Origin of the sequence: Escherichia sp. Marseille-Q3837 (assembly GCF_916618735.1) — a bacterium.
In the GTDB taxonomy this organism is placed as follows: Bacteria; Pseudomonadota; Gammaproteobacteria; order Enterobacterales; family Enterobacteriaceae; genus Escherichia; species Escherichia ruysiae.
On sequence record NZ_CAKAKC010000001.1, the window covers coordinates 3,328,856 to 3,348,486 of the forward strand.

The 19,631-nt window shown below is 51.8% G+C and carries 20 protein-coding genes; 11 read left to right on the forward strand and 9 right to left on the reverse strand.

Annotation, left to right across the window (positions count from 1 at the left end):
* Nucleotides 1-4 precede the first annotated feature (4 nt).
* Both mliC and anmK read right to left on the reverse strand, forming a co-directional pair.
* Nucleotides 5-328 (reverse strand): C-type lysozyme inhibitor, encoded by a 324-nt coding sequence (gene mliC / locus LG381_RS15985; RefSeq protein ID WP_000734947.1) that lies wholly within the window; start codon nucleotides 326-328, stop codon nucleotides 5-7.
* A 90-nt stretch (nucleotides 329-418) separates the two neighbouring features.
* Nucleotides 419-1,540, reverse strand: coding sequence for an anhydro-N-acetylmuramic acid kinase (anmK, locus tag LG381_RS15990; protein WP_225762630.1), 1,122 nt, complete (start codon nucleotides 1,538-1,540; stop codon nucleotides 419-421).
* 274 nt (nucleotides 1,541-1,814) lie between these two features.
* On the opposite strand from anmK, the gene slyB reads away from it, so the two are divergent.
* Nucleotides 1,815-2,282, forward strand: coding sequence for an outer membrane lipoprotein SlyB (slyB, locus tag LG381_RS15995; RefSeq protein WP_000597203.1), 468 nt, complete (start codon nucleotides 1,815-1,817; stop codon nucleotides 2,280-2,282).
* 46 nt (nucleotides 2,283-2,328) lie between these two features.
* Here slyB and slyA read toward each other — a convergent pair whose 3' ends face one another.
* A complete protein-coding gene (slyA, locus tag LG381_RS16000; protein WP_016158207.1) occupies nucleotides 2,329-2,763 on the reverse strand; it encodes a transcriptional regulator SlyA in 435 nt (144 codons plus the stop codon).
* 200 nt (nucleotides 2,764-2,963) lie between these two features.
* Here slyA and LG381_RS16005 point away from each other — a divergent pair, with 200 nt between their 5' ends.
* From LG381_RS16005 to LG381_RS16015, 3 genes are read left to right on the forward strand one after another with little or no spacing between them, the layout of a single operon-like run.
* Nucleotides 2,964-3,200 (forward strand): DUF1656 domain-containing protein, encoded by a 237-nt coding sequence (locus LG381_RS16005; protein WP_000671001.1) that lies wholly within the window; start codon nucleotides 2,964-2,966, stop codon nucleotides 3,198-3,200.
* Between the two features lie 2 nt (nucleotides 3,201-3,202).
* A complete protein-coding gene (locus tag LG381_RS16010; protein ID WP_085460691.1) occupies nucleotides 3,203-4,060 on the forward strand; it encodes an HlyD family secretion protein in 858 nt (285 codons plus the stop codon).
* The gene (locus LG381_RS16015; protein WP_225762631.1) at nucleotides 4,060-6,072 is read left to right on the forward strand and encodes an FUSC family protein; all 2,013 of its coding nucleotides are present in this window, start codon (nucleotides 4,060-4,062) and stop codon (nucleotides 6,070-6,072) included. The genes LG381_RS16010 and LG381_RS16015 overlap by 1 nt, the downstream gene beginning before the upstream one ends.
* Here the strand turns inward: LG381_RS16015 and sodC are convergent, their stop codons facing one another.
* The 3 genes from sodC to LG381_RS16030 form a co-directional block, all read right to left on the reverse strand.
* On the reverse strand, nucleotides 6,073-6,594 hold the full coding sequence (gene sodC / locus LG381_RS16020; RefSeq protein WP_032225254.1) for a superoxide dismutase [Cu-Zn] SodC: 522 nt from the start codon (nucleotides 6,592-6,594) through the stop codon (nucleotides 6,073-6,075).
* 79 nt (nucleotides 6,595-6,673) lie between these two features.
* Nucleotides 6,674-7,570 carry an aldo/keto reductase family oxidoreductase gene (locus LG381_RS16025; protein ID WP_225762632.1) on the reverse strand — a complete coding sequence of 299 codons (897 nt, stop codon included), beginning with the start codon at nucleotides 7,568-7,570 and terminating at the stop codon, nucleotides 6,674-6,676.
* Nucleotides 7,571-7,618: 48 nt separating this feature from the next.
* Nucleotides 7,619-7,858 carry a DUF1289 domain-containing protein gene (locus tag LG381_RS16030; RefSeq protein WP_032225257.1) on the reverse strand — a complete coding sequence of 80 codons (240 nt, stop codon included), beginning with the start codon at nucleotides 7,856-7,858 and terminating at the stop codon, nucleotides 7,619-7,621.
* A gap of 102 nt (nucleotides 7,859-7,960) precedes the next feature.
* Between LG381_RS16030 and nemR the strand changes: the two genes are divergently transcribed.
* The 5 genes from nemR to LG381_RS16055 all read left to right on the forward strand — a co-directional run bounded on the left by nemR (nucleotide 7,961) and on the right by LG381_RS16055 (nucleotide 15,643).
* Nucleotides 7,961-8,560: a DNA-binding transcriptional regulator NemR gene (nemR, locus tag LG381_RS16035; protein WP_032225259.1), complete on the forward strand. Its 600-nt coding sequence runs from the start codon at nucleotides 7,961-7,963 to the stop codon at nucleotides 8,558-8,560.
* A 38-nt stretch (nucleotides 8,561-8,598) separates the two neighbouring features.
* Nucleotides 8,599-9,696 carry an N-ethylmaleimide reductase gene (nemA, locus tag LG381_RS16040; RefSeq protein WP_000093630.1) on the forward strand — a complete coding sequence of 366 codons (1,098 nt, stop codon included), beginning with the start codon at nucleotides 8,599-8,601 and terminating at the stop codon, nucleotides 9,694-9,696.
* A gap of 80 nt (nucleotides 9,697-9,776) precedes the next feature.
* Complete coding sequence (gloA, locus tag LG381_RS16045; protein ID WP_001237802.1) at nucleotides 9,777-10,184, forward strand: lactoylglutathione lyase; 408 nt, start codon at nucleotides 9,777-9,779, stop codon at nucleotides 10,182-10,184.
* A gap of 102 nt (nucleotides 10,185-10,286) precedes the next feature.
* The gene (gene rnt / locus LG381_RS16050; RefSeq protein WP_225762633.1) at nucleotides 10,287-10,934 is read left to right on the forward strand and encodes a ribonuclease T; all 648 of its coding nucleotides are present in this window, start codon (nucleotides 10,287-10,289) and stop codon (nucleotides 10,932-10,934) included.
* Between the two features lie 92 nt (nucleotides 10,935-11,026).
* The gene (locus LG381_RS16055) at nucleotides 11,027-15,643 is read left to right on the forward strand and encodes an ATP-dependent helicase (protein WP_225762634.1); all 4,617 of its coding nucleotides are present in this window, start codon (nucleotides 11,027-11,029) and stop codon (nucleotides 15,641-15,643) included.
* Nucleotides 15,644-15,693: 50 nt separating this feature from the next.
* Here LG381_RS16055 and grxD read toward each other — a convergent pair whose 3' ends face one another.
* Nucleotides 15,694-16,041, reverse strand: coding sequence for a monothiol glutaredoxin 4 (grxD, locus tag LG381_RS16060; protein WP_000108172.1), 348 nt, complete (start codon nucleotides 16,039-16,041; stop codon nucleotides 15,694-15,696).
* A gap of 334 nt (nucleotides 16,042-16,375) precedes the next feature.
* Between grxD and mepH the strand changes: the two genes are divergently transcribed.
* Nucleotides 16,376-17,203, forward strand: coding sequence for a peptidoglycan DD-endopeptidase MepH (gene mepH, locus LG381_RS16065; RefSeq protein WP_000101173.1), 828 nt, complete (start codon nucleotides 16,376-16,378; stop codon nucleotides 17,201-17,203).
* A 127-nt stretch (nucleotides 17,204-17,330) separates the two neighbouring features.
* Nucleotides 17,331-17,912: a superoxide dismutase [Fe] gene (gene sodB / locus LG381_RS16070; RefSeq protein ID WP_000007278.1), complete on the forward strand. Its 582-nt coding sequence runs from the start codon at nucleotides 17,331-17,333 to the stop codon at nucleotides 17,910-17,912.
* 145 nt (nucleotides 17,913-18,057) lie between these two features.
* On the opposite strand, the gene LG381_RS16075 is transcribed toward sodB, so the two are convergent.
* Both LG381_RS16075 and cydH read right to left on the reverse strand, forming a co-directional pair.
* Nucleotides 18,058-19,227 carry an MFS transporter gene (locus LG381_RS16075; RefSeq protein ID WP_225762635.1) on the reverse strand — a complete coding sequence of 390 codons (1,170 nt, stop codon included), beginning with the start codon at nucleotides 19,225-19,227 and terminating at the stop codon, nucleotides 18,058-18,060.
* Nucleotides 19,228-19,392: 165 nt separating this feature from the next.
* The gene (cydH, locus tag LG381_RS16080; protein WP_000102278.1) at nucleotides 19,393-19,482 is read right to left on the reverse strand and encodes a cytochrome bd-I accessory subunit CydH; all 90 of its coding nucleotides are present in this window, start codon (nucleotides 19,480-19,482) and stop codon (nucleotides 19,393-19,395) included.
* Between the last annotated feature and the right edge of the window lie 149 nt (nucleotides 19,483-19,631).

Consider the following 19,631-nt stretch of genomic DNA (forward strand, 5'->3'; position numbering starts at 1 on the left):
AATCTCAACGCTGCGGATTTTGTAACTGACAGTTATTCAAGACGATGCGGTCACGCTTATAGACCGTTGCCTCATCACCTTTTGACCAGAAAACATAAATGCCATCGGTATAACGTGCGCCAGAGGCTGAAATGCCCTGTTTAAGGTGAATTAATTGATTGTCGTAGACAAAACTGACTTCCTGACGCGGATTATTCAGTTTTACCGTCAACGGTTTTTCATCACACTGGTATTCCAGCGTATCAGTTTGCATACGTTCAACCAGTTGATTAAACGCGCCACAGCCAGTGAGAAGCACCGGCAAACAGATCAGTAACAGTTTTTTCATAAACACATCCCGAAGACTTTCCTGGTCCGGAGAGCAAAACGCTCTCCTCAACTTCCAAGTGTAACGGCAGACGCAGTAGGAAAAATTCAGTTAACTCTGATATCGCGGGTTTGCAGGGAAAATTGCGCCCAGCACCGTCGCCTCGCTTGCGCCGGTGACCGAAGGCAGGTTGCCGGGTAGCCCCGCCAGCGTCCGCCAGGCAAGCCACGCGAAGGCCAATGCTTCCATGTCATCACCACTAATGCCGACGGCGTCAGTGGTGGTCACTTCGGTTCCTGGCAGCAAGGCAGCAAGTCGCGTCATCACCAATGGATTACGGCTTCCGCCACCACAGACCATCAAACGATCGCAGCCGCCACTCAATAATACCTGTTCAGAAATGGTCACGGCAGTAAGTTCCGCCAGCGTCGCCTGGACATCGCGCGCATCAACACCCGGGAAATGGCGCAAATGCCGTTCCAGCCAACCGTAGTTAAAGTATTCGCGTCCGGTGCTTTTCGGCGCGGATTGGGAAAAATACGCATCACTAAGCATATTCTGCAACAGTGGCAAAATAACTTTACCCGCCCGCGCCCACTCAGCGTCTTTATCGTAAGGTTTCCCGGCCTGACGCCAAATCCACGCATCCATCAACATGTTACCCGGCCCAGTATCGTACCCCCCCACCGGCTGCCCTGGAATCAACAACGACAAATTGGCGATACCACCAATGTTGAGAACCATTCGCCGCTCTGTCGGATGAGCCAGCAATGCGTGATGAAACGCTGGCACCAGCGGCGCACCCTGACCACCTAAGGCGATATCGCGACGGCGAAAATCACCAACGACAGTAATTCCAGTGCGCGCCACAATTTGATTATTATCACCAATCTGTAGAGTATGCGGTGCAACGCCAGTAGGTTCGTGCCAAACAGTCTGTCCGTGACACCCGATGGCGACGATATCTTTTGGCTGCAAATTTTCTTGCTTGAGCAGTGCGTTAACGGCATCGGCAAACAAACGACCAAGTTGAGTATCCAGTTGACCGAACTGAGAAAGCGTAAGCTGCTGCCCCTGACAAATATCCAGTACTGCTTGTTTAAGTGATGGGGGAATCGTCCAGCTCAAACTTGCCAACTGCGCCACCCTGTGTTCATCGATAGTCGCCAGTACAACATCGACACCATCCAGGCTAGTACCTGACATTACGCCAATAAAGCGGCCTGATTTCATAGTTCATCCTTTTTCAACCTGTCGTTTGCGCTCCACTCAAACACAAACCTCTCACGAATTCCATGCATGAGCGCCGATTTTTACCATTACCAGGAAAACATTATATTCATATCAATAATTACTATGAATGTTTTGTTTATACTTGGTTAACCGTATTCTAATTATGATTCCATCATGTTTTAGTGGAACATGTAATCATAGTTATACCAATGCCATTTACTTTGGCCATGAGGGATGCTTGTGAGGCGTTTCATGGTAATCAGGAGATTTTTCAATGATTAAGCGCGTACTGGTTGTATCAATGGTAGGTCTGTCTCTTGTCGGTTGTGTTAATAACGATACCCTTTCTGGCGATGTCTATACCGCCTCTGAAGCGAAGCAAGTGCAGAATGTCAGCTATGGCACAATCGTTAATGTACGACAGGTACAAATTCAGGGCGGTGATGATTCCAACGTTATCGGCGCAATTGGCGGTGCGGTTCTCGGTGGCTTCCTTGGGAATACCGTTGGTGGCGGAACTGGGCGTTCTCTGGCAACTGCGGCAGGCGCTATCGCAGGTGGCGTAGCGGGTCAGGGCGTGCAGAGCGCAATGAACAAAACTCAGGGTGTGGAGTTGGAAATTCGTAAAGATGATGGCAACACCATTATGGTGGTACAGAAACAGGGCAATACCCACTTCTCTCCGGGACAACGTGTTATCCTGGCCAGCAACGGTAGCCAGGTGACTGTCTCTCCGCGCTAAATAAGTTGACGTGTGGTCAGGTCACTGACCACACGCCTTCTTCATTTCACCCTTTGGCCTGCAGCTCAGTAATATTATGCTCAAGTTTTGCAATGAGCTTAATCAACTGTTCTACTTCCTCTGCGGAAATTCCATGCAATATTTCCGCCCGGGTTTTGTTAATAACCGCTTCCATTTCGCTAATCAGCGGCTCCGCTTTTTCCGTCAGTTTAATACGTTTAGCCCGACGATCGCTGGCGCAAGTTTGACGCGAAATTAACCCTTTTTCTTCCAGTTGGTCCAGCGTACGAACCAGTGAAGGCTGCTCAATGCCGATCGCTTTTGCCAGTTGAATTTGCGACTGGTCTGGAGGTAACTGATGGATATTGTGCAACGTTACCCAATGGGTTTGCGTTAACTCCAGCGGTTTCAGGCGATGGTCTATCAGAGCACGCCATATGCGCACCAACCGTGCCAGATCAGAACCTAGTGGCGATTCCAATTTCATCTCCTTATAATTAGCTTGCTAAGATATTATACAGCTTTTAGAATAGTGTGCAGCAATTGTATTGCTAAAACAAATGTATTGCTGCATTTGCTTACCGTCAGACATGCTTTTCAGAAATTGCGCGTAACTTTTTCGCACTTAAAGAATATTTATTAATCTAACGCAATATATTCGGTCGTAAAGGAATCTATTTTGTGAAGTTTATGCTTAATGCAACGGGATTGCCCTTACAAGATCTGGTGTTCGGTGCGTCCGTCTATTTTCCTCCGTTTTTCAAAGCGTTCGCGCTTGGATTTGTCCTCTGGCTTGTTATACACCGCCTGCTTCGCGGCTGGATCTACGCCGGTGACATCTGGCATCCCTTGTTAATGGATTTATCGCTGTTTGCGATTTGCGTTTGCCTTGCTCTGGCAATACTGATTGCGTGGTAACTATGTCAATTAAAACAATTAAGTATTTCTCAACAATTATTGTAGCGGTTGTTGCGATTCTTGCCGGATGGTGGCTATGGAACTATTACATGCAGTCACCGTGGACACGCGACGGAAAAATACGCGCAGAACAGGTTTCTATCACGCCTCAGGTGTCTGGACGTATTGTTGCGATGAATATAAAAGACAACCAGTTGGTTAATGCTGGTGATATTTTACTCACCATCGATAAAACGCCCTTCCAGATAGCCGAACTGAACGCCCAGGCTCAGTTAACGAAAGCGCAATCTGACCTCGCCAAAGCCAATAACGAAGCTAATCGTCGCCGTCATCTCTCACATAATTTTATCTCTGCCGAAGAGCTGGATACCGCTAACCTCAATGTTAAAGCGATGCAGGCCAGTGTTGATGCCGCACAGGCGACGCTTAAACAGGCACAATGGCAACTGGCGCAAACGGAAATTCGCGCTCCGGTGAGTGGATGGGTAACTAATCTCACTACCCGCATCGGCGACTACGCCGACACCGGAAAACCCCTGTTTGCCCTGGTGGATAGCCATTCGTTTTACGTCATTGGTTATTTTGAAGAAACCAAATTGCGCCATATCCACGACGGTGCACCAGCACAAATTACGCTCTATAGCGACAACAAAACGTTACAGGGTCACGTTTCCAGTATCGGTCGGGCGATTTATGATCAGAGCATTGAAAGTGATTCCAGCCTGATTCCGGATGTGAAACCTAACGTCCCCTGGGTGCGTCTCGCCCAACGCGTTCCCGTCCGCTTTGCTCTGGATAATGTTCCCAGCGATGTCACGCTGGTATCCGGTACAACATGTAGCATCGCCGTAGGTCAATAATGAACGCATCGTTATGGTCCTTGCGCAATTTGCCCTGGTGCAGGGCATCGCTGGCGCAATGGCGTTATGCGTTACGCAATACCATTGCCATGTGCCTGGCGCTGACGGTTGCCTATTATTTAAATCTCGATGAACCCTACTGGGCGATGACCTCGGCTGCGGTGGTAAGCTTTCCCACCGTTGGCGGTGTCATCAGCAAAAGTCTCGGACGCATCGCTGGTAGTTTGCTGGGAGCCATCGCGGCACTGATTCTTGCCGGGCATACGCTTAACGAGCCGTGGTTTTTTCTATTGAGCATGTCGGCGTGGCTTGGCTTTTGTACCTGGGCTTGCGCGCACTTCACGAATAACGTGGCGTATGCCTTCCAACTGGCGGGCTACACTGCGGCCATTATCGCCTTTCCGATGGTCAATATCACGGAAGCAAGCCAGTTATGGGATATCGCTCAGGCACGCGTTTGCGAAGTCATCGTCGGTATTCTCTGCGGTGGCATGATGATGATGATCCTGCCGAGTAGCTCCGACGCCACTGCGCTTTTAACCGCGTTGAAAAACATGCATGCCCGTTTACTGGAACATGCCAGCTTGCTCTGGCAGCCTGAAACAACCGATGCCATTCGCACAGCACATGAAGGGATTATTGGGCAAATATTAACCATGAATTTGCTGCGCATTCAGGCGTTCTGGAGTCACTATCGCTTCCGCCAGCAAAATGCACGCCTGAATGCGCTACTCCACCAGCAATTACGCATGACCAGCGTCATCTCCAGCCTGCGACGTATGTTACTCAACTGGTCATCAACGCCCGCCGCCACACGTGAAATTCTCGAACAGTTGCTGACGGCGCTTGCCAGTTCGCAAACTGATTTTTACACCGTCGCACGTATCATTGCCCCACTGCGCCCAACCAACTTAGCCGACTATCGGCACGTCGCCTTCTGGCAGCGACTACGCTATTTTTGCCGCCTTTATCTGCAAAGCAGTCAGGAACTACATCGTCTGGAAAGCGGTACAGATGATCGTGCCAGACTCCCACGAACAGCCGGCCTGGCACGTCATACCGATAACGCCGAAGCTATGTGGAGTGGACTGCGCACATTTTGTACGTTGATGATAATTGGCGCATGGAGTATTACCTCGCAATGGGATGCCGGTGCCAATGCATTAACACTGGCAGCAATTAGCTGCGTACTCTACTCCGCCGTAGCGGCACCGTTTAAGTCACTGTCGCTACTTATGCGCACGCTGGTATTACTTTCGCTATTTAGCTTTGTGGTTAAGTTTGGTCTGATGGTTCAGATTAGCGACCTGTGGCAATTTTTGCTGTTTCTCTTCCCGCTACTGGCGACGATGCAACTTCTCAAATTACAGATGCCAAAATTTGCCGCGTTGTGGGGACAACTGGTCGTATTTATGGGTTCGTTCATCGCTGTCACTAATCCCCCGGTGTATGATTTTGCTGACTTTCTTAACGATAATCTGGCGAAAATTGTTGGCGTGGCACTGGCGTGGTTAGCGTTCGCCATTCTGCGACCTGGATCTGATGCCCGTAAAAGTCGTCGTCATATTCGCGCACTGCGCCGGGATTTTGTCGACCAACTAAGCCGCCATCCAACCCTGAGTGAAAGCGAATTTGAATCGCTCACTTATCACCACGTTAGTCAGTTGAGCAACAGCCAGGATGCACTGGCTCGCCGTTGGTTATTACGCTGGGGCGTGGTGCTGCTGAACTGTTCTCATGTTGTCTGGCAATTACGCGACTGGGAATCGCGTTCCGATCCGTTATCGCGAGTACGGGATAACTGTATTTCACTGTTGCGGGGAGTGATGAGTGAGCGTGGCGTTCAGCAAAAATCACTGGCGGCCACACTTGAAGAATTACAGCGGATATGCGACAGCCTTGCCCACCATCATCAACCCGCAGCCCGTGAGCTGGCGGCGATTGTCTGGCGTCTGTACTGCTCGCTTTCGCAACTTGAGCAAGCGCCGCCGCAAGGTACGCTGACCTCTTAATTACTTAATGACACCACAGGCATAGCGTTCACCGCCACCGCCCAGCGGTTTTGGTTGATCGGACATATTATCGCCGCCAACGTGGATCATCAGCGCCTTGTCTTTGATTTCATCAAGTGATTTCAGACGAGGCGCAATGACGGCATCGGTTGCTTTACCGTCATTGTTAACCACCAGTGCCGGCAGATCGCCTAAGTGTCCTGCACCTTCTGGCCCTTCATGCTTACCAGTATTTTGTGGATCAAGATGCCCGCCTGCGGATTCTGCGGCGCTGGCTTTGCCATCTTTCATTGCTGGCTGGCAGCTTCCTTTGGCATGAATATGGAAGCCATGCTCACCGGGTGGTAATGCTTTCAGATCGGGTGAAAACTCCAGACCTTTATCGGTTTCAGTAATTGTTACACTACCGATTGACTGCCCAACCCCTTGCGACGTGACGAGGTTCATCTCGACTTTTTCACTGGCAGCTTGTGCGCCGGTTGCAACAACCAGCGCCAGAATGGCCAGACTAAAACGTTTCATAGGACCTCCGTTCAATGTGCATACCCGTTAAGTGTAAACCAGTGACACATATTTGAACGGCGGCTATTCCTAAAAGTGTTTACGGTACGTCGTAACCCAGTGCCGCTTTACGGATACGGAACCATTGTTGGCGGGTCATTTTCAATGTTTCCGCTTCGACAGCAGCCCGCACGCGCTCAATTTTACCGGAGCCGATAATCGGCAGCGGCTGCGATGGCAGACGCAATATCCAGGCATAAACCACCTGCTCGATAGAGCCCGCGTTTAATTCTTCCGCCACCACAGCAAGTTCATCACGTAGCGGCCTGAAATAATCATCATTAAACAGACGACCACCGCCAAGACAAGACCAGGCCATCGGGCGAATACGCAGTTGTTGCAGTTGGTCGAGCGTGCCATCCAGCAGTAACGGCTGATGCACCGGGGATATTTCCACCTGATTAGTGGCAAGGGTAAACGGCAAGCGCGATTGCAACAGCGCAAATTGCGCAGGCGTGAAGTTGGAGACGCCAAAATGGCGTACTTTTCCGCTCTGATGCAGATGTTTAAACGCATCTGCCACTTCATCGGCATCCATTAGCGGGTCGGGGCGATGGATCAGCAGCAGATCCAGATGATCGGTCGCAAGATTAATCAGCGACTGTTCGGCGCTCTTAATGATGTGGTCGCGGTCAGTGATGTAATGACCAATGACGTTTTCTTCACGCGCGGACGTCGCGATACCGCATTTGCTGACAATTTCCATTCGCTCACGCAAATGAGGCGCCAGTTTCAACGCCTCGCCAAACGCCGCTTCGCACTGATAGCCACCATAAATATCAGCGTGATCCACAGTAGTCACGCCGAGATCCAGATGCTCTTCAATAAAACTGACTAACTGGCGGGCGGACATATTCCAGTCCATCAATCGCCAGTAGCCCATCACAAAACGGGAAAACTCCGGGCCTTGCGGCGCAATAGTAATACGCTGAACCATAATCGCTTCCTCTTATCAGATATGAGAGGAGTATACGCAAGATTAGGCTCAAAAGAGTGATGGTTGCTCAGGTTCGTCTGATGGCGCTGGCTTATTCGCGCGTAATTTACGCATAAGTCGTTGCCGACAAAGGCGCAACACTTCTTGTTTTTCGCCATCGCTCATTTTATTCCAGTTAAAACGCTCATCCCGGCTACGATAACAGCCACGGCAAAATCCGCGTTCATCGGACTGGCAAATTCCCCGGCACGGGCTCTGGACGGGAAAGAACTCTAATTGCTCCGCCACTTCGCCCTCCTAAGATAAGATTATTACCACTATTGAAGCTGTTAATGCCCAAAGTAGCAACTTTACTTGCACTAGACCGACCGGTCTACTACACTCGAACACATGAACAAACACACCGAACATGATACTCGCGAACACCTCCTGGCTACGGGTGAGCAGCTTTGCCTGCAACGTGGATTCACCGGGATGGGATTAAGCGAGTTACTGAAAATCGCTGAAGTGCCGAAAGGGTCGTTCTATCACTACTTTCGCTCTAAAGAAGCGTTTGGCGTTGCCATGCTTGAGCGTCATTACGCGGCGTATCACCTGCGACTAGCGGAGTTGCTGCAATCCGGCGAAGGTAACTACCGCGACCGCATACTGGCTTATTACCAGCAGACACTGAACCAGTTTAGCCAGCATGGAACTATCAGCGGATGCCTGACAGTAAAGCTCTCTGCCGAAGTGTGCGATCTGTCAGAAGATATGCGCAGCGCGATGGATAAAGGCGCTCGTGGCGTGATCGCCCTGCTCTCTCAGGCACTGGAAAATGGCCGTGCCAGCCACTGTTTAACCTTTTGTGGTGAACCGCTACAACAAGCGCAAGTACTTTACGCGCTGTGGCTGGGCGCCAATCTGCAGGCCAAAATTTCGCGCAGTTCCGGGCCGCTGGAAAACGCGCTAACACATGTAAAAACCATTATTGCGACGCCTGCCGTTTAGCAGGCATTTTTTTCATCACCAGACGACCGGGAGCCTTTATGTCATCTGAAAAACTGTATTCCCCACTGCAAGTGGGCGCGATCACGGCGGCAAACCGTATTTTTATGGCCCCTCTGACACGTCTGCGCAGCATTGAGCCGGGTGACATCCCTACTCCGTTGATGGCGGAATACTATCGCCAACGTGCCAGTGCCGGCTTGATTATTAGCGAAGCCACTCAAGTTTCCGCTCAGGCAAAAGGGTATGCGGGCGCACCAGGTATTCATAGCCCGGAGCAAATCGCGGCATGGAAAAAAATCACCGCTGGTGTTCATGCTGAAAATGGTCATATCGCCGTACAGCTTTGGCATACGGGGCGCATTTCTCACGCCAGCCTGCAACCTGGCGGCCAGGCTCCGGTAGCACCTTCGGCACTTAGTGCGGGAACGCGTACTTCTCTGCGCGATGAAAATGGTCAGGCGATCCGCGTCGAGACATCTATGCCGCGTGCACTGGAGCTGAAAGAGATTCCGGGGATCGTCAATGATTTCCGTCAGGCCATTGCTAACGCGCGTGAAGCCGGTTTTGATCTGGTAGAGCTTCACTCCGCTCACGGTTATTTACTGCATCAGTTCCTGTCGCCTTCTTCAAACCATCGTACCGATCAGTACGGCGGTAGCGTGGAAAATCGCGCACGTCTGGTACTGGAAGTTGTTGATGCCGGGATTGAAGAATGGGGTGCCGATCGCATTGGCATTCGCGTTTCGCCAATCGGTACTTTCCAGAATACGGATAACGGCCCGAATGAAGAAGCCGATGCACTGTATCTGATTGAACAACTGGGCAAACGCGGCATTGCTTATCTGCATATGTCCGAACCTGACTGGGCAGGCGGCAAACCATATACCGAGGCTTTCCGCGAAAAAGTACGCGCCCGTTTCCACGGCCCGATTATCGGGGCTGGTGCATATACGGTAGAAAAAGCGGAAACGCTGATCGGCAAAGGGTTAATTGATGCGGTGGCATTTGGTCGCGACTGGATTGCGAATCCGGATCTGGTTGCTCGCCTGCAGCGCAAAGCCGAACTTAACCCACAGCGTGCCGAAAGTTTCTACGGCGGCGGCGCAGAAGGTTATACCGATTACCCTACGCTGTGATCTAACATTGCGAGCGGCGCAAAGCCGCCGCTATACTAAAACAACATTTTGAATCTGTTAGCCATTTTGAGGATATAAAGATGCGTCTTCTTCACACCATGCTGCGCGTTGGCGATCTGCAACGCTCCATCGATTTTTATACCAACGTGCTGGGCATGAAACTGCTGCGTACCAGCGAAAACCCGGAATATAAATACTCACTGGCGTTTGTTGGCTACGGCCCGGAAACCGAAGAAGCGGTGATTGAGCTGACCTATAACTGGGGCGTGGATAAATACGAACTCGGCACCGCTTATGGTCACATCGCCCTTAGCGTTGATAACGCCGCTGAAGCGTGCGAAAAAATCCGTCAGAACGGCGGTAACGTGACCCGTGAAGCCGGTCCGGTAAAAGGCGGTACTACGGTTATCGCATTTGTGGAAGATCCGGACGGTTATAAAATTGAATTGATCGAAGAGAAAGACGCCGGTCGCGGTCTGGGCAACTAATCTCCTGCCGGGCGTGCACTCATCACGCCCGCATCTTTACTGCATCGGCAAGTAATATTTGTCATAATGCGCGCTGCAATTTATCCGTATTAAGAGAATCAGATGTCCGATAACGCTCAACTTACCGGTCTGTGCGACCGTTTTCGTGGTTTTTATCCTGTTGTGATCGATGTTGAAACAGCCGGATTTAACGCCAAAACCGATGCGCTGCTTGAGATTGCCGCCATCACCCTGAAAATGGATGAACAAGGCTGGCTGATGCCGGACACCACATTACATTTCCACGTCAAGCCGTTTGTCGGCGCTAATTTGCAACCAGAAGCCCTCGCCTTCAACGGCATTGACCCGAACGATCCCGATCGTGGCGCGGTCAGTGAATACGAGGCACTGCATGAGATTTTCAAAGTTGTACGTAAAGGCATTAAAGCGAGCGGCTGTAACCGTGCCATTATGGTGGCGCACAATGCCAATTTCGACCACAGCTTTATGATGGCCGCCGCAGAACGCGCCTCACTGAAACGTAACCCGTTCCACCCTTTTGCCACTTTTGACACTGCTGCACTGGCCGGGCTGGCACTCGGACAAACCGTATTGTCAAAAGCCTGCCAGACCGCTGGCATGGAGTTTGACAGCACTCAGGCACACTCCGCGCTGTACGACACCGAACGCACTGCTGTGCTGTTTTGTGAAATCGTCAACCGCTGGAAACGTCTGGGAGGCTGGCCGCTACCTGCCGCCGAAGAGGTGTAATCGAGTCGATGCCTGATGACATGCAATGATTCAGGCATCTATAGTGAGGCTATTCCACGCATCATGCATGATATTCACGGGGAATAGCGTTAATGGCAGATAACCCAAATCCTTCATCGTCGCTGCCGGACGTTTTTTCACCGGCGACCCGCGACTGGTTTCTTCGCGCCTTTAAACAGCCGACCGCTGTTCAGTCACAAACCTGGCATGTGGCGGCACACGGTGAACATGCGCTGGTGATTGCACCGACAGGTTCCGGAAAAACGCTGGCAGCTTTTCTCTACGCCCTCGATCAACTCTTCCGCGAAGGCGGAGAACATGCAAGCGAAGCGCATAAGCGTAAAACCTCGCGCATCCTCTATATTTCACCAATTAAAGCCTTAGGCACCGACGTTCAACGCAACTTACAGATCCCGTTACAGGGCATTGCGGATGAGCGGCGGCGGCGTGGCGAAACGGAAGTCAACATTCGTGTGGGTATCCGCACTGGCGATACTCCCGCACAAGAACGCAGCAAACTGACCCGTAATCCGCCGGATATTCTGATAACCACGCCCGAATCACTCTACCTGATGCTAACCTCCCGCGCACGCGAAACGCTACGCGGCGTCGAAACGGTAATTATTGATGAAGTCCACGCGGTAGCGGGCAGTAAACGTGGTGCGCATCTGGCGTTAAGTCTGGAGCGACTCGATGCGCTGCTCCACACCTCAGCACAGCGAATTGGCCTTTCTGCCACTGTGCGCTCAGCCAGCGATGTGGCGGAATTTCTGGGTGGCGATCGCCCGGTCACGGTAGTCAACCCGCCCGCAATGCGCCATCCGCAAATCCGGATTGTCGTTCCTGTCGCCAATATGGATGATGTCTCATCGGTCGCCAGCGGCACCGGCGAAGACAGCCATGCCGGCCGGGAAGGCTCCATCTGGCCATATATTGAAACGGGTATCCTTGATGAAGTGTTGCGCCATCGCTCGACCATTGTTTTCACCAATTCTCGCGGACTGGCGGAAAAACTGACGGCACGACTAAATGAGCTTTACGCTGCACGATTACAGCGTTCCCCGACTATCGCCGTTGATGCGGCAAATTTTGAGTCTACCTCCGGCGCAACCTCTAACCGCGTGCAAAGTAGCGACGTTTATATTGCCCGCTCACACCACGGCTCCGTCTCTAAAGAACAACGAGCAATCACCGAACAGGCGCTGAAATCGGGTGAATTACGCTGCGTGGTCGCAACCTCCAGTCTCGAACTGGGGATTGATATGGGCGCGGTGGATCTGGTGATTCAGGTGGCAACGCCGCTTTCTGTTGCCAGTGGGTTACAACGCATTGGACGTGCCGGACACCAGGTAGGAGGTATCTCCAAAGGGCTGTTTTTCCCCCGAACCCGACGTGACTTAGTCGATTCCGCAGTCATTGTAGAGTGTATGTTCACAGGCAGGCTGGAAAACCTGACACCACCGCATAATCCACTCGACGTTCTGGCGCAGCAAACTGTTGCCGCTGCGGCGATGGACGCATTACAGGTGGACGAATGGTACGCCCGCGTGCGCCGTGCCGCACCGTGGAAAGATCTACCGAGGCGCGTTTTTGACACCACGCTGGATATGCTTTCCGGGCGCTATCCTTCTGGTGATTTTTCCGCTTTTCGCCCAAAACTTATCTGGGATCGGGAAAGTGGAATATTAACTGCGCGTCCAGGCGCCCAACTGCTGGCGGTGACCAGCGGTGGCACCATTCCGGATCGTGGCATGTACAGCGTGTTATTACCGGAAGGTGAAGAACAGGCCGGATCTCGTCGGGTAGGAGAACTGGATGAAGAGATGGTGTATGAATCGCGGGTGAATGACATTATCACCCTCGGTGCTACCTCCTGGCGGATCCAGCAAATTACCCGCGATCAGGTGATTGTGACGCCTGCGCCCGGACGCTCCGCCAGACTTCCCTTCTGGCGCGGCGAAGGAAACGGACGTCCGTCTGAATTAGGCGAGATGATCGGCGATTTTCTTCATTTGCTGGCGGATGGCGCGTTCTTTTCCGGGAGTATTCCCCCGTGGCTGGCAGAAGAAAATACGCTCGCCAATATTAAGGGACTGATTGACGAGCAGCGCAAAGCAACGGGCATTGTTCCTGGCAGCCGTCATCTGGTTCTCGAACGGTGCCGTGATGAAATTGGCGACTGGCGTATTATTTTGCACTCTCCCTATGGGAGACGCGTGCATGAACCCTGGGCGCTGGCGATTGCAGGACGAATACATGCACTATGGGGCGCTGACGCCTCAGTAGTTGCCAGTGATGACGGCATTGTTGCGCGCATTCCTGACACCGATGGTAAATTGCCTGACGCCGCCATTTTCTTGTTTGAACCAGAAAAATTGCTGCAAATTGTCCGCGAAGCGGTAGGCAGCTCGGCTCTTTTCGCCGCTCGTTTCCGTGAATGTGCCGCGCGGGCATTGCTGATGCCCGGCCGCACGCCGGGGCATCGCACGCCACTGTGGCAACAACGACTACGAGCCAGCCAGTTGCTGGAAATCGCCCAGGGTTATCCTGATTTTCCGATCATTCTCGAAACCCTACGTGAATGCCTGCAAGATGTTTATGATCTTCCCGCGCTGGAACGTTTGATGCGTCGCCTGAACGGTGGCGAAATACAAATATCCGATGTAACGACTACTACGCCCTCGCCTTTCGCCGCCAGTTTATTGTTCGGCTATGTCGCGGAATTTATGTACCAGAGCGACGCCCCGCTGGCAGAGCGCCGGGCATCCGTACTGTCGCTGGACAGCGAGTTACTGCGCAATCTACTCGGTCAGGTCGATCCGGGTGAATTACTCGACCCGCAGGTCATACGCCAGGTGGAAGAAGAGTTACAGCGGCTAGCGGCTGGCAGAGAAGCGAAAGGTGAAGAAGGTTTGTTTGACCTGCTACGCGAACTGGGGCCAATGACCGTTGAGGATCTGGTACAACGGCATACAGGCAGCAGTGAAGAGATTGAGACGTATGTGGAAAACCTTCTCGCGGCAAAACGAATCTTCCCGGCGATGATTGCAGGTCAGAAGCACCTTGCCTGCATGGATGACGCAGCCAGGCTACGAGACGCCCTCGGTGTACCATTGCCGCACTCACTACCCGAAATCTACCTGCACCGCGTAAATTACCCGCTTCGCGATCTCTTTCTGCGCTATCTCCGGACTCATGCTCTGGTCACGGCGGAACAACTTGCCCGTGATTTTGGCCTCGGTATTGCCATTGTCGAAGAGCAACTTCAGCAACTGCGCGAACGGGGGCTGGTGATGAATCTGCAACAAGACGTCTGGGTGAGCGACGAAGTTTTCCGTCGTCTGCGCTTACGCTCGCTGCAGGCTGCCAGAGAAGCGACGCGTCCAGTTCCGTCTACAGTCTATGCGCGATTGCTGCTGGAACGTCAGGGCGTGTTGCCCGCTACCGATGGCAGCCCGGCGCTTTTTGCCGCAACATCTACAGGCGTTTATGAGGGGGTGGATGGTGTCATGCGGGTAATCGAACAACTTGCCGGTGTTGGTTTACCCGCCTCGCTCTGGGAAAGCCAGATCCTGCCAGCCCGCGTGCGCGACTATTCGCCAGAAATGCTCGATGAACTGCTGGCAACCGGCGCAGTTATCTGGTCGGGGCAAAAAAAACTGGGCGATGATGACGGTCTGGTGGCTCTGCATTTGCAGGAATACGCCGCAGAATCGTTAACACCAGTAGAAAATGATCACGCAAAACGTTCAGCGATTCAGCAAGCGATTATCGCGGTTCTGGCTGACGGCGGCGCCTGGTTTGCGCAACAAATCGCTCAACGGGTAGGCGAGAAAATCGGTCAACCGGTAGATGCTTCGCCCCTGCAAGAAGCGTTATGGGAGCTGGTCTGGCAAGGCGTCATTTCCTGCGATATTTGGGCACCGTTACGCGCCCTCACCCGCAGCAGTACCAGCGCGCGTCCCTCAACTCGCCGCAGTCACCGGACCCGGCGTGGACGTCCTGCCTATACGTCGTCCATCTCGCCACTGGTATCTTACAACACGCCGAAGCTGGCTGGACGCTGGTCGTTATTACAGGTGGAGCCACTTAACGATACTGAAAGGATGCTGGCGCTGGCGGAAAATATGCTCGACCGCTACGGCATCGTCAGTCGTCAGGCGGTGATAGCCGAGAATATCCCTGGCGGATTTCCGTCAATGCAAACGCTTTGTCGCAGCATGGAAGACTCCGGGCGAATTATGCGTGGTCGTTTTGTTGAAGGTCTTGGCGGCGCGCAATTTGCTGATCGCCTGACTATTGACCGATTGCGCGATCTGGCGACACAAGCCACGCAGACGCGGCACTATACGCCAGTGGCGCTCTCTGCCAACGATCCGGCTAATGTGTGGGGAACTCTCCTGCCCTGGCCTGCACATCCGGCAACGCTGGTTCCAACGCGTCGGGCGGGTGCGCTGGTGGTCGTTTCTGGCGGCAAATTGTTACTCTATCTGGCGCAAGGTGGCAAAAAAATGCTGGTCTGGCAGGAAAAAGAGGAATTACTCGCCCCAGAGGTTTTCCAGGCGCTGACTACCGCACTGCGTCGCGAACCACGGCTGCGCTTTACGCTGACAGAAGTGAATGATCAACCCGTCCGGCAAACGCCGATGTTTACGCTGCTGCGTGAAGCGGGATTTTCAAGTTCGCCACAAGGGCTGGATTGGGGATAGATAAAGCACTGACGGATGCTTGTTTGCATCCGTCAGTATTGCAGGACGGATTACTCCGCGTCCGGCTCTTCAGACTTGTATTTAGCGGCAGTTTCTTTGATCAGCTGTTGCAGTTCGCCGCGCTGATACATTTCGATCACGATATCACAGCCGCCTACCAGTTCGCCGTCAACCCACAGTTGTGGGAAAGTCGGCCAGTTAGCGTATTTCGGCAGTTCCGCACGAATGTCCGGATTTTGCAGGATATCAACATAGGCAAAACGTTCGCCACATGCGGCAAGCGCCTGGACTGCCTGGGCAGAGAAACCGCAGCTCGGCAGTTTCGGTGAACCTTTCATGTACAGCAGGATCGGGTTTTCAGCAATCTGGCGTTGGATTTTTTCGATAGTGGTGCTCATTGTCTTGCTTCCTCAAACTTCTTTACGGCAGTAATCTGACATTGTAGCGGGTCAGTGCGGCAACGGAAAATAACATTTTCATCACGCTTTTGCTATTTTATCCCTTTGCTCTATATGTTGCATTTCAAATATTCTTTTCTTCTCTGGCACGCAGCAACGTGGTGTTTTTATAACCATTTTTAGCTTTGCCTGCTGCATTTTTTTGCGCTCGCCGACGAAACGTATTTTTTAACAATAAAAGCTATTAACTTTCTCTTCTTCTATGCATTAGAATCATCAAGTTTTGTAAATCAGACGCAGGCATGATAGACCTGCCTTAACAGAGGGACGCTCAGTGGCGCGGATAAACCGTATTTCGATCACGCTCTGTGCTTTACTTTTTACCACCCTGCCTTTAACGCCTATGGCACATGCTTCAAAGCAAGCCAGGGAGAGTTCTGCTACCACTCACATCACCAAAAAAGCAGATAAAAAGAAAAGCACGGCAACCACCAAAAAGACCAATAAAGCCAGCCAGAAAACAGCGAAAAAAGCCGCCAGTAAAAGTACTACTAAAAATAAAACTGCTTCTTCCGTTAAAAAATCCTCCATTACAGCTTCTAAAAACGCCAAAACTCGCAGCAAACAAGCCGTCAATAAAACGGCGTCAGTCAGCTTTACGGAAAAATGCACCAAACGTAAAGGCTATAAGTCACGTTGTGTGAAAGTCAAGAATGCCACACAGGGAACCATCGCCGACGCGCATAAAGCAAAAGTACAGAAAGCCACAAAAGTGGCTATGAATAAGCTGATGCAGCAAATTGGCAAACCATATCGCTGGGGCGGCAGCTCACCGCGTACCGGTTTTGATTGCAGCGGACTGGTTTATTACGCGTATAAAGATCTGGTGAAGATCCGTATTCCACGCACGGCTAACGAAATGTATCACCTGCGTGACGCCGCGCCGATCGATCGCAGCGAACTGAAAAACGGCGACCTTGTCTTCTTCCGCACTCAGGGGCGCGGAACCGCCGATCACGTTGGCGTGTATGTCGGCAACGGCAAATTTATTCAGTCACCACGCAGTGGTCAGGAAATTAAAATCACTTCGTTAAGTGAAGATTACTGGCAACGCCACTATGTTGGCGCTCGTCGGGTGATGACCCCAAAAACACTTCGCTAAAACTTTACCCTGTTGTTACGGCAACAGGGTAAGTTCATCTTTTGTATCACCTTTTAATTTGCTACCCTATCCATACGCACAATAAGGCTATTGTACGTATGCCAATTAATAATAAAGGAGAGTAGCAATGTCATTTGAATTACCTGCACTACCATATGCTAAAGATGCTCTGGCACCGCACATTTCTGCGGAAACTATCGAGTATCACTACGGCAAACATCATCAGACTTATGTCACTAACCTGAACAACCTGATCAAAGGTACTGCGTTTGAAGGTAAATCACTGGAAGAGATTATTCGCAGCTCTGAAGGTGGTGTATTCAATAACGCCGCTCAGGTCTGGAACCACACTTTCTACTGGAACTGCCTGGCGCCAAACGCGGGTGGCGAACCGACGGGTGAACTGGCTGAAGCTATCGCCGCTTCTTTTGGCAGCTTTGCCGATTTCAAAGCTCAGTTTACTGATGCTGCGATCAAAAACTTTGGTTCTGGCTGGACCTGGCTGGTGAAAAACAGCGATGGCAAACTGGCTATCGTTTCCACTTCTAACGCAGGTACTCCGCTGACCACCGATGCGACTCCACTGCTGACCGTTGATGTCTGGGAACACGCTTATTACATCGACTATCGCAATGCACGTCCGGGTTATCTGGAGCACTTCTGGGCGCTGGTAAACTGGGAATTTGTAGCGAAAAATCTCGCCGCATAATCACTGATGGCAAATGCAGCATTGCCTGATGCGCTACGCTTATCAGGCCTACGCGGATGAGGCATTAACACCACATCCGGCAAGATAAATCGCACTTTGCCTGCAAACTGTAACGCAGAAGGTTATCCTTCTGCGTTTTTGTTTATTAGCTGTTGGCAACGCAAACTGCTTCAGGTTGTTTTCTGGCTGACATAAATACCAGCAACAATGCCAGCCCCGCGACAATCGCCCCCATCACCGGCACAAAACTGTATCCCAGACCACCGGAAATCACTGCACCACCGGCTGCGGCACCCAGCGCATTTCCAAGGTTAAAGGCACCAATATTTACTGATGAAGACAAACCCGGCGCTTCGCTGGCAACGCGCATCACACGCATCTGCAACGGCGGTACGACAGCAAAGGTTGCAGCGCCCCACATCACCATGCTAATAGCCGCGCCAAACTCATTTCGCGCCAGGAACGGGATCGCGAGCATAATCACCATCAGCAGCAGCAAAAAGCCTTTCAACGTGCCGTTAACTGAACGATCTGCAAGTTTGCCGCCGAGAAAGTTACCGATAGAGAACCCGACGCCAATCAGCACCAGCATTGCCGTGACGAACACCGGCGTTGCGTGGGTAATACTTTGCAGTACCGGAGAAATATAGGTGTAGAGGGTGAACATTGCGCCAGCGCCCAGCACCGTCGTCAGCAATGCAGACAGCACCTGTGGACGCAACAGTACCGCCAGCTCTTTTTTCACGTCAGGCCGCGCCCCTGCGCCACCTTTAGGTAAAGAGAAGAACAGGCTCACCATTGAAATCACACCCAGCCCCGCCGTTGCCAGAAATGACATACGCCAGCCAATAGTTTCCCCAAGCCAGGTTGCCGCCGGAACGCCACCGATATTCGCGAGGGTTAAGCCCATAAACATAGTTGCAACTGCGCTGGCCTGTTTATGTTTTGGCACCACGCTTGCTGCCACGACAGACCCCAGGCCAAAAAACGCCCCGTGATTCAGGCTGGTTAAAATGCGTGAAAGCATCAGCGTCATATAATCCGGTGCGATGGCAGAAAGTACGTTACCGAGGGTGAAAATCGCCATCAGGAAAATCAGCGCACTGCGGCGGGCACGATGAGAAAGCAGAAGCGTCATCAATGGCGCGCCAACCATCACGCCAACCGCATAGGCGCTGATTAACATTCCGGCAGCGGGAATCGAGACATCCACACCACGCGCAATAACGGGCAACAAACCCATTGGCGAGAACTCCGTTGTCCCGATACCAAATGCGCCAATTGCCAGCGCCAGCAACGGATAGTTGATTTTCATGCCTAATCTCCACCTCTTCGCGTCATCACGCGATGTTCATCAAAGTGGCGAAAGCATGACATCAATCACAAAAGAATGAAAATAACAAAAAGAGAAAACACTTTTGCCATTTTGCTAACAAAGAGGAAGGAGATGTGAGGGAGAACGCGCTCCCTCGAGGGGAAATCAGTGTAGCGCGGCAGTCAAACCCACGGCCACGATCAAACCAAGAACGATAATGGTTGTTACCAGTGAAAATTTAAGGTCGGTGCTCATCAAGTTTTCTCCTTTTTATTACCCCACAAAAAGTGATATTACGCATTTTTACATACTGTGATGAAAAAATCTCCCGCCATTTATAATGATAAGTGTTTTTACTACTTCCCCTTTTCATCAAGATCGGCCAAAATTCCACGCTTACACTA